The sequence below is a fragment of the Streptomyces sp. NPDC056527 genome, from assembly GCF_042794475.1.
GTDB lineage: Bacteria > Actinomycetota > Actinomycetes > Streptomycetales > Streptomycetaceae > Streptomyces.
Genome location: NZ_JBHTTQ010000170.1, coordinates 1 through 9558 on the forward strand (window position 1 = coordinate 1; position 9558 = coordinate 9558).

General features: G+C 71.9%; 10 protein-coding genes and 1 pseudogene. All 11 read left to right on the forward strand.

The window, feature by feature from the left end:
• Positions 1 to 182: 182 nt before the first annotated feature.
• A complete protein-coding gene (locus tag ACFQ7Q_RS36560) occupies positions 183 to 1883 on the forward strand; it encodes an enoyl-CoA hydratase-related protein (protein ID WP_383563083.1) in 1701 nt (566 codons plus the stop codon).
• 56 nt (positions 1884 to 1939) lie between these two features.
• Positions 1940 to 3022, forward strand: a complete 1083-nt coding sequence (locus ACFQ7Q_RS36565) for a hydrogenase expression protein HypE (protein ID WP_383563086.1) — start codon at positions 1940 to 1942, stop codon at positions 3020 to 3022.
• A gap of 93 nt (positions 3023 to 3115) precedes the next feature.
• On the forward strand, positions 3116 to 4900 hold the full coding sequence (locus tag ACFQ7Q_RS36570) for a nickel-dependent hydrogenase large subunit (protein WP_383563089.1): 1785 nt from the start codon (positions 3116 to 3118) through the stop codon (positions 4898 to 4900).
• Positions 4897 to 5457: a hypothetical protein gene (locus tag ACFQ7Q_RS36575; protein ID WP_383563091.1), complete on the forward strand. Its 561-nt coding sequence runs from the start codon at positions 4897 to 4899 to the stop codon at positions 5455 to 5457. Before ACFQ7Q_RS36570 ends, ACFQ7Q_RS36575 begins: the two co-directional genes overlap by 4 nt.
• Positions 5454 to 6110 carry a DUF5947 family protein gene (locus tag ACFQ7Q_RS36580; RefSeq protein WP_383563093.1) on the forward strand — a complete coding sequence of 219 codons (657 nt, stop codon included), beginning with the start codon at positions 5454 to 5456 and terminating at the stop codon, positions 6108 to 6110. Before ACFQ7Q_RS36575 ends, ACFQ7Q_RS36580 begins: the two co-directional genes overlap by 4 nt.
• Positions 6107 to 6745, forward strand: coding sequence for a DUF6084 family protein (locus ACFQ7Q_RS36585; RefSeq protein ID WP_383563095.1), 639 nt, complete (start codon positions 6107 to 6109; stop codon positions 6743 to 6745). Before ACFQ7Q_RS36580 ends, ACFQ7Q_RS36585 begins: the two co-directional genes overlap by 4 nt.
• Complete coding sequence (locus ACFQ7Q_RS36590; RefSeq protein WP_383563097.1) at positions 6742 to 8139, forward strand: hypothetical protein; 1398 nt, start codon at positions 6742 to 6744, stop codon at positions 8137 to 8139. The genes ACFQ7Q_RS36585 and ACFQ7Q_RS36590 overlap by 4 nt, the downstream gene beginning before the upstream one ends.
• Positions 8136 to 8651 (forward strand): hydrogenase maturation protease, encoded by a 516-nt coding sequence (locus tag ACFQ7Q_RS36595; protein ID WP_383563099.1) that lies wholly within the window; start codon positions 8136 to 8138, stop codon positions 8649 to 8651. Before ACFQ7Q_RS36590 ends, ACFQ7Q_RS36595 begins: the two co-directional genes overlap by 4 nt.
• Positions 8648 to 8788 carry a DUF6893 family small protein gene (locus ACFQ7Q_RS36600; RefSeq protein ID WP_329112758.1) on the forward strand — a complete coding sequence of 47 codons (141 nt, stop codon included), beginning with the start codon at positions 8648 to 8650 and terminating at the stop codon, positions 8786 to 8788. Before ACFQ7Q_RS36595 ends, ACFQ7Q_RS36600 begins: the two co-directional genes overlap by 4 nt.
• Positions 8789 to 8956: 168 nt before the next feature.
• A complete protein-coding gene (locus tag ACFQ7Q_RS36605; RefSeq protein WP_383563103.1) occupies positions 8957 to 9346 on the forward strand; it encodes a hydrogenase maturation nickel metallochaperone HypA in 390 nt (129 codons plus the stop codon).
• Positions 9343 to 9558: pseudogene (locus ACFQ7Q_RS36610) on the forward strand (hydrogenase accessory protein HypB); the annotation flags it as partial. The gene ACFQ7Q_RS36605 and the pseudogene ACFQ7Q_RS36610, both read left to right, overlap by 4 nt.

Sequence of the window (9558 nt, forward strand, 5' to 3'; positions counted from 1 at the left end):
CCGCGCGCCCTTTGCCATCCGTGGGGTACCGCCCGCCAATCGGTGGGACGCGCGCCTCGAACGGGTGAGGTGAGGGCTCCGTCGCCCGCGCCCACGGCCTGCGGTGCCGGATGATCGCTGACGGTTCGGTGGACCGTCCTCTCCGGGGGGCGTACCGTCCGCAGCAACCCGGAAGGGCCGCCATGCGCATTCTGCTCATCGCCAGCAGCTTCAACAGCCTCACTCAGCGCGTCCTGGTCGAGCTGCGGGACCGCGGGCACACCGTTCCCGTGGAGGTCACGCCGGACGGGACCGCCGTGCGCGACGCCGTCGCGCGCCACGCGCCCGACCTGATCGTGGCCCCGATGCTGAGGACCGTCGTGCCCAGGGACGTGTGGGCCGCGCGCCGCTGTCTGATCGTGCACCCGGGGCCCGTGGGCGACCGGGGGCCGTCGTCGCTCGACCGGGCCGTCCAGGAAGGCGTCGCCGAGTGGGGCGTCACCGTCCTCCAGGCCGAGGAGGAGATGGACGCCGGCGACGTCTGGGCGTCCGTCGCCTTCCGCGTACCGGAAGTCGGCAAGAGCGATCTGTACCGCAACGAACTGTCCGACGCCGCCGTGACCGCCGTGCTCCTCGCCGTCGAGCGGGTCGCCGCCGGGTACACGCCGCGGCCGCAGACCGGCGCTGTCCATGCCCGTCCCACGCTCCGCCAGGAGCAGCGGGCGATCTCCTGGAGCGACGACTCCACCGAGACCGTGCTGCGCATCCTGCGGGCCGCCGACTCACAGCCCGGGGTCCGCGACCACCTGCTCGGCGCCGAGTGGTTCCTGCACGGCGGCCACGCCGAGGACGGCCTGCGCGGCCGGCCCGGCGAGCTGGTCGCCACCCGGGCGGGCGCGGTCTGCCGCGCGACGCCGGACGGCGCCGTGTGGATCCCCGAGCTTCGCGCCCGCACCGGCGCCGGTCGGCCGCGCGCCTGCAAACTCCCCGCCACACTGGCCCTCGCCGGGCGATTGCCGGACCTCCCCGAACTCCCGGCGCCGGCGGAACCGGTACCGGGCGGGCGGACCTGGTCCGACATCCGCTACCGGGAGCAGGGGCCGGTCGGGGTCCTGTCCTTCGCCTTCCCCGGCGGGGCGATGAGCACCGACCAGTGCCGCCGACTGCTGGACGCCTACAAGGCCGCCCTCACGCGTCCCATCGCCGTCCTCGTGCTCGGCGGGCAGCGCGACTTCTTCTCCAACGGCATCCATCTGAACGTCATCGAGGCCGCGGCCGACCCCGCCGCCGAGTCCTGGGCCAACATCAACGCCATGAACGACCTGGTCGAGGCGGTCCTCACCACGACCGACCGGCTCGTCGTCAGCGCGATCGGCGGCAACGCCGCCGCCGGCGGCATGATGCTCGCCCTCGCCGCCGACGAGGTCTGGTGCCGTTCGGGTTCGGTACTCAACCCGCACTACCGGCGCATGGGCCTGTACGGGTCGGAGTACTGGACCTACACCCTGCCCCGCAAGGTGGGACCGGCCCTGGCCGCGCGGCTCACCGAGGAGGCCCGGCCCGTGTCCGCGGCGGCCTCGCTCGGCATGGGCCTGGTCGACCGGGTCGTCGACTGCGGGCCGGCGGAGTTCACCGACGAAATCACCCGGTTGGCCGCCCACCTGGCATCCCGTCCCGGTCTCCCGCTGCGCGTCGCGCAGAAGAAGACGGAACACGAGCGCCGTGAGGCGGCGACTCCCCTTGCCGCCCACCGTGAACAGGAGCTCGGCCGGATGCGTCGGGTCTTCGACGATCCCGCCGCGCCCTACCACGCACTGCGCCGGGCCTTCGCCCGAAAGGAGGCCCCGCGAGCGCAATCCCCGGACGGCCCAGGTGCGGGCGCGGCGGGATCGGCCGACTGTTAAGCAAGACGTGGGCCCGAAGACGGCCCTTCGCCCCATCCCTCCTCAGGAGGCGACTCATGAGTGCAGTAACGCCGGCCCCGGTCGAGGACCAGGGTGCCGCCCCCGGCAGCGAAGAGAAGCCGATCCACATTCTCTGGATCAACGCGGGTCTGAGCTGCGACGGCGACTCCGTGGCCCTGACCGCCGCCATGCAGCCCAGCATCGAGGAGATCGCCCTCGCCGGGCTGCCGGGACTGCCGAGGATCGCGGTCCACTGGCCGCTCATCGACTTCGAGTGCGGCCCGGTGGGCGGCGCCGACACGTTCATCGAGTGGTTCTTCAAGGGAGAGCGCGGCGAGATCGACCCGTTCGTGCTGGTCGTCGAGGGCTCGATCCCGAACGAGGCCATCAAGCAGGAGGGCTACTGGTGCGGCTTCGGCGACAACCCGGAGACCGGCCAGCCCATCACCACCAGCGAGTGGATCGACCGGCTGGCGCCCAAGGCGCTCGCGGTGGTCGCGATCGGCACCTGCGCCACGTACGGCGGCATCCACGCCATGGCGGGCAACCCGACCGGCGCGATGGGCGTGCCGGACTATCTCGGATGGGACTGGAAGTCCCAGGCCGGCATCCCGATCGTCTGCGTGCCGGGCTGCCCCATCCAGCCGGACAACTTCGCGGAGACCCTGACGTACCTGCTCTACCAGGCGGTCGGCTCCGCTCCCATGATCCCGCTGGACGACAAGCTCCGTCCGACCTGGCTGTTCGGCGCGACCGTGCACGAGGGCTGCGACCGGGCCGGCTACTACGAGCAGGGCCAGTTCGCCGAGACGTACGACTCGCCCAAGTGCCTGGTCAAGCTGGGCTGCTGGGGACCGGTCGTCAAGTGCAACGTCCCCAAGCGCGGCTGGATGAACGGCATCGGCGGCTGTCCGAACGTCGGCGGCATCTGCATCGCATGCACGATGCCCGGATTCCCCGACAAGTTCATGCCGTTCATGGACGAGCCTCCCGGCGGCAAGGTCTCCAGCACCGCCAGCGGCGTGTACGGCTCCGTCATCCGCCGCCTGCGCACCATCACGGCGAAGACCGTGGACAAGGAGCCGAAGTGGCGGCACACCGGCGAGCGCATCACCACCGGCTACCGGCCGCCCTGGTGACCGTCTCGCCCTCGCACCACACCCCCCGCTAGACCCCCCATCCACTCCACTGTTCGCGAAGTCGAAGAGCTCACGAAGGGCACCGCAACGACCATGGCACCTCCGGCGAAGACGACGGGTGACGGCTCCGGACTGGTGGAGATGGCCTGGGATCCCATCACGCGGATCGTGGGCAGCCTCGGCATCCACACGAAGATCGATTTCAAGCAGAAGCGCGTCGCGGAGTGCTACAGCACGTCCTCCGTCTTCCGCGGCTACAGCGTCTTCATGCGGGGCAAGGACCCCCGCGACGCGCACTTCATCACCAGCCGCATCTGCGGCATCTGCGGTGACAACCACGCCACCTGCTCCGTGTACGCGCAGAACATGGCGTACGGCGTGAAGCCGCCGCACCTCGGTGAGTGGGTCATCAACCTCGGCGAGTCCGCGGAGTACATGTTCGACCACAACATCTTCCAGGAGAACCTGGTCGGGGTCGACTACTGCGAGAAGATGGTCCGCGAGACCAACCCCGGGGTCCTGGAGCTCGCCGAGCGCACCGAGGCCCCGCATGCCGCCGAGCACGGCTACCGCACGATCGCCGACATCATGCGCTCCCTCAACCCCCTCGAGGGCGAGTTCTACCGCGAGGCGCTCCAGGTCAGCCGCTACACGCGCGAGATGTTCTGTCTGATGGAGGGGCGCCATGTGCACCCCTCCACGCTCTACCCCGGCGGCGTCGGCACGGTCGCGTCCGTGCAGCTGTTCACCGACTACATGAGCCGGCTCATGCGCTACGTGGAGTTCATGAAGCGTGTCGTCCCGCTCCACGACGACCTCTTCGACTTCTTCTACGAGGCGCTGCCCGGCTACGAGGAGGTCGGCCGCCGCCGTGTCCTGCTCGGCTGCTGGGGCGCGCTCAACGACCCCGAGCACTGCGACTTCACCTACGCCAACATGACCGACTGGGGACGGAAGATGTTCGTCACCCCGGGCGTCGTCGTCGACGGCAAGCTGGTGACCAACGACCTCACCGAGATCAACCTCGGCATCCGCATCCTGCTCGGCAGCTCGTACTACGAGGACTGGCAGGGGCAGGAGCAGTTCGTCACGCACGACCCGCTGGGCAACCCGGTCGACCCGCGTCACCCCTGGAACCAGCACACCATCCCGGCCCCGCAGAAGCGGAACTTCGACGACAAGTACAGCTGGGTGATGTCCCCCCGGTGGTTCGACGGCAAGGACCACCTGGCCCTGGACACCGGCGGCGGCCCCATCGCCCGCCTCTGGTCCACCGCCCTGTCCGGCCTGGTCGACATCGGCTACGTCAAGGCCACCGGACACAGCGTCGTCATCAACCTGCCCCGCACGATGACCAAGCCGGAGACCACCTTCGAGTGGAAGATCCCGCAGTGGAGCAACGCCCTGGAGCGCAACCGCGCCCGCACCTACTTCCAGGCGTACGCGGCGGCCGTCGCCCTGCACTGCGCCGAGAAGGGCCTGGAGGAGATCCGCGCCGGACGCACCCAGACCTGGGAGAAGTTCGAGGTTCCCGACGAGTCCATCGGTGTCGGCTTCACCGAGGCCGTCCGGGGCGTCCTCTCGCACCACATGGTCATCCGCGACGGCAAGATCGCCAACTACCACCCGTACCCGCCCACGCCGTGGAACGCCTCCACCCGGGACACGTTCGGCACCCCCGGTCCGTACGAGGACGCCGTGCAGAACACCCCGATCTTCGAGGAGAACACGCCCGAGAACTTCAAGGGCATCGACATCATGCGCGCCGTGCGCAGCTTCGACCCCTGCCTGCCGTGCGGCGTCCACATGTACACGGGCAACGGCAGGACCGTGAAGCAGATGCACGTGCCCACCGGTCTGAGCGGTCTGGCCGGATGAGCGCGACCACCGCCGAACAGGCGGGCCGACGGGTCGAGGAGGTCCTCGACCGGCTGGCGGAGCACGGGGACGCCGAGGCGAGCGCGGCCGCCGAGGAAGTCGTACGCGTCCTCATGGAGTTCTACGGCAGCGGCCTCGCCCGCGTCGTCGACCTCCTCGGCCGCCCCGCCGGCGGCCCGCCCGCCGACCCGCTCGGCCCGCTGCTCGCGGACGAACTCGTCGCCAGCCTCCTCAATCTGCACGGACTGCATCCCGAGGACGCGCCGACCCGTATCGACCGCGCCCTGTCCGCTCTGTCGCAGCCGGTGGAGAACGCCGGGTTCGACGCGGCGACGGGGGTGCTGAGCCTGCGGGTCGCGGCCTCGTCCGGCTGCGGCTGCCCCAGTACCGAGGAGTCCGTCCGGCAGGCGGCCGTGGACGCGCTCGCGTGCTTCGCCCCCGAGGTGACCGGTGTGGAGCTCCAGAGCGCGGCACCGCGCGAGCCGGCACCGCTCCAGATCGGCACCCGTCCGGCGCTCGCGGGCGCGGACGGCCGCTCATCGGCCGCCGCCTCGTGAGCGGCCCCCCGAACGGCACCGTGCGCTCCTCACGGCCCACGGGCCTGCGCCGGTTCACCACTCCGCGACCGCCCCGCGAGGAACGCTGCGAGATGTGCGGGGCCCGACTGGCGGACGAGCGGCACCCGCATCTGGTGGACGTCGACAAGCGGGCCCTGGTCTGCGCCTGCGGCCCGTGCTCACAGCTGATGGACCGCTCCGCCGGCTCCCAGAGCCGGTTCCGGGCGGTCCCCGGCCGCTTCCTGAGCGACCCGGGACACCGGATCGACGACCAGGCGTGGGAGTCGCTGCGGATCCCGGTCTCGGTCGCCTTCTTCTTCCGCAACTCCGCCCTCGACCGGCCGGTGGCGCTCTACCCCAGCCCCGCCGGCGCCACCGAGAGCGAACTGGAGGAGACGGCCTGGCGGTCCGTCCTCGACGCCACACAGCTGGCCGCCCACCTCGAACCCGACGTGGAAGCCCTGCTGCTGCGCCGCCACGAGGGCCGCACGGAGTGCTTCCTCGTGCCCATCGACATCTGCTACGAACTGGTGGGCCGCATGCGACTGCTCTGGCAGGGCTTCGACGGAGGCGCGGAGGCCAGGGCCGACCTCGACGCCCTCTTCACGCGCGTCCGCGGTCTGGCACGCGAACCGCACGGGAGCCGGCCGTGACCGAGTTCTCCTTCAGCTGCACCGACGTCCGTGCCGACGCCTACGCGGCCGGACCCACCCTCGTGTTCCGCCTGCGGATCACCGCGACCGGCGACACCCGGGTCCACGCCATGGCCCTGCGCTGCCAGATCCGTATCGAACCCGCCCGGCGGGGATACGACGACCACGAGGCCGAGGCCCTGGGCGACCTCTTCGGCGAACGCTCCCGGTGGGGCAGCAGCCTCAACCCGGTCCAGTTCGCCCAGGCCTCCGTCATGGTGCCCGGCTTCACCGGCGAGATCGAGACCGACCTCGTCGTCCCGTGCACCTACGACACCGACATCGCCGCGTCCCGCTACTTCCGGGCGCTCGCCGACGGCGACGTCCCGCTGCTCCTGCTGTTCTCCGGCACCGCCTTCACCGGTGCCGGCGGCTTCCACGTCGAGCCCGTGCCCTGGGACAAGGAGGTCGCGTACCGGATGCCCGTGAAGGTCTGGCGGGAAATGATCGACCAGCACTTCCCCGGCTGCGGATGGATCCGGCTCCCGGGCGACGCGATGGACGCCCTGCTCGCCTACCGCTCCCGCCGGGCGCTCCCGTCCTGGCAGGCCACCGTCGAGTCCCTGCTGGAAGAGGCGGGGGAGAGGACACGATGACCACCGTCGCCTTCACCCCCGGCACCGAGGCGCGGTTCGCCGTCGCCCGGCACGTCGCCGACGCCGTCCTCTTCGAGGGGTACGTGCTCTACCCGTACCGTGCCTCCGCCGCGAAGAACCGGCTCCGCTGGCAGTTCGGCGTCCTGGTGCCGCCGTCCTGGAGCGCCGCCGCCGAGGAGCACGACTTCCAGCACACCGAGTGCCTGATGGAGCCCAGGACCGGCGCCGAACTCGCCGTGGAGGTCCGCTTCCTGCGCGCCCAGCGGCGTACCGTCGAGGAACTCCGCGAGGACGGGACGTACGCCCCGACCGGCGAACTCCACCTGGCCGACCGGGTCCTGGTGGCCTGGGACGAGGGCGTCGAGGAGCGGGTCACCCTCGTCGTCCCCGTCGCCGAACTGCGCGGCGACGGCGCGGCCCTGCCCTTCGCACGGCCGGCGGCCGAGGAGGTCGAGGAGGTCACCGGCACCGACGGACGCGTCCTCGGCCGGCTGGTCCGTCGGCGCGAGGAGATCAGCGGCACGCTGCGGATCTCGGCCGCCGAACTCGACGGCCCGTACCGCGTCGAACGCCTCTCCGTCACGGTGGAGAACACCAGCGCCTGGACCGCCGAGCGGGACACCGACCGCCACGCGGCACTGCCGTACTCCCTCGTCGCCACGCACACGCTGCTCCGCCTCGACGGCGGGTCGTTCCTCTCGATGACCGATCCGCCTGAATGGGCCAAGGGCGCCGTCGCCGCCTGCCGCAACCTGCACACCTGGCCCGTCCTGGCCGGCGAACCGGGCCGCGACGACCTGATGCTCTCCTCGCCGATCATCCTGGAGGACCACCCCGCCATCGCGCCCGAGAGCCCCGGAGCCCTCTACGACGCGACCGAGATCGACGAGATCCTCGCCCTGCGCACCGCGGCCCTCACCGACGAGGAGAAGCGCGAGGCCCGGGGCACCGACGCCCGCGCCGCGGCCGTCATCGAGCTGGCGGACACCATGCCGCCCGAGGTCCTGGAGCGCCTGCACGGAGCCGTACGCAGCCTCCAGAGCGTCACCGGGCCGAAGGAGCCCGCCCGCAGCGTCCTCGAACCGGACACCCCCTGGTGGGACCCGGGAGGCGACACCGGTGTCGATCCGGGCAGCGACCACGTCCTCGTCGACGGACGCGCGGTGCGCGCGGGCAGCAGGGTCGTCCTGCGCCCACGGCTGCGCCGCACCGACGCCCAGGACCTGTTCCTCGACGGCCGCGCCGCCCTCGTCGAGGCGGTCCTGCACGACGTCGACGGCGGGGTGCACATCGCCGTGACCGTGGAGGACGACCCGGGCGCCGACATCCGCCGCGAACAGGGCCGGTACCTCTACTTCCAGCCCGACGAGGTCGAAGCCCTGGAGGACCGGTGAACGGCCCCGCGCCCGCGACGGGGCGCACCCTCGTGGCCGGGGTCGGCAACATCTTCCTCGGCGACGACGGCTTCGGGGTGGAGACCGTGCGACGGCTCACCCGGGAGGAACTGCCGCCGACCGTCGAGCTGGTCGACGTCGGAGTCCGTGGCGTCCACCTCGCCTACCAGCTCCTCGACGGCTGGGACACCCTCGTCCTCGTCGACGTCACCGCCCGCGGCGGCGAACCGGGAACGCTGTACCTGATCGACGCCTCGCCGTCCGGCGAGGCGAGCTCCGGACAGCCGCCCGCGCCGCTCGACGGCCACCGGATGACACCCGACGCCGTCCTCGCCCTGCTCGACACCCTGTGCGCGGGAACGGGAGCCGCACCACCACGGCGCATCCATGTCGTCGGCTGCGAACCGGCCGCCCTCGACGAAGGCATCGGGCTCAGCCCGCAGGTCGCCGCCGCCGTGCCGGAAGCCGTGCGCATGGTCACCGAACTGGTCCGCCAGGAAGCCGCCGTATGAAGACCGAAACGGAGAGCACCATGCACAAGAGCGTCCTCGGCGCCACCGCCGCCGTCACCGCCGCCCTGGCCGTCGTGGCCGTCGTCGTGGGAGTCCTCCCCGACCTCCGGCGCTATCTGCGCATCAGCAGGATGTGACGCTCCTCGGTGACGCGGCTCGGGTCGTGACGCACCCGGCCCGGCGCGGGAGCGGCTGCACCGAACGGACGACACCGCCGCGCGGTCCCGGCGCGCCGGGCGGAGCCCCGCGCCCGCCCGTCCTCTAATGGCGCCCGAGACCCATCCCCGCGCCCAGGACGGAGACCGATGCACGAGATGTCCCTCGCCGTCGCCGTCGTCGACCAGGTCGAGGCCGCGGCGAGGTCCCGCGGGGCCGTCGGTGTCAGCAGCATCGAGCTGGACGTGGGCGAACTGGCCGGCGTCGTCCCCGACGCCCTCGCCTTCTGCTTCGAACTCGCCTGCGCCGGAACCGTCGTCGAGGGCGCCGAGCTGATCACCCGTACCGTCCCGGGCACCGCGCGCTGCGAACCGTGCGCCGAGGTCTGGGCGGTCGGCATGCCGCCGCGACTGCTCTGTCCCGGCTGCGGAGCCGCGGCCGACGAGCTCGTCGCCGGCCGCGAGCTCCAGATCCGCGAGGTCCGCTGGGCCGACCCCGAAGCGGCGCGACATCGCCAACCGATCACCGAGGAGAGCTGAGCATGTGCCGAGCCGTCGATCTCCAGCGTGCCGTCCTCGCCAAGAACGAGGCCGCGGCACAGATCCTGCGCACCGAACTGACCGCCCGTGGCACCACGGTGGTCAATCTGCTCTCCAGCCCCGGAAGCGGGAAGACGGCCCTGCTGGAACGGGAACTGCGCCTCGCCCGTGTGCGCGGCGACAGCGCCGCCGCCCGCCCCGCCCACCAGGCC

Coding starts and splice junctions, on each gene's coding strand:
- ACFQ7Q_RS36560 (WP_383563083.1), top strand. CDS start 183: ATGCGCATTCTGCTCATCGCCAGCAGCTTCAACAGCCTCACTCAGCGC.
- ACFQ7Q_RS36565 (WP_383563086.1), top strand. CDS start 1,940: ATGAGTGCAGTAACGCCGGCCCCGGTCGAGGACCAGGGTGCCGCCCCC.
- ACFQ7Q_RS36570 (WP_383563089.1), top strand. CDS start 3,116: ATGGCACCTCCGGCGAAGACGACGGGTGACGGCTCCGGACTGGTGGAG.
- ACFQ7Q_RS36575 (WP_383563091.1), top strand. CDS start 4,897: ATGAGCGCGACCACCGCCGAACAGGCGGGCCGACGGGTCGAGGAGGTC.
- ACFQ7Q_RS36590 (WP_383563097.1), top strand. CDS start 6,742: ATGACCACCGTCGCCTTCACCCCCGGCACCGAGGCGCGGTTCGCCGTC.
- ACFQ7Q_RS36600 (WP_329112758.1), top strand. CDS start 8,648: ATGAAGACCGAAACGGAGAGCACCATGCACAAGAGCGTCCTCGGCGCC.
- ACFQ7Q_RS36605 (WP_383563103.1), top strand. CDS start 8,957: ATGCACGAGATGTCCCTCGCCGTCGCCGTCGTCGACCAGGTCGAGGCC.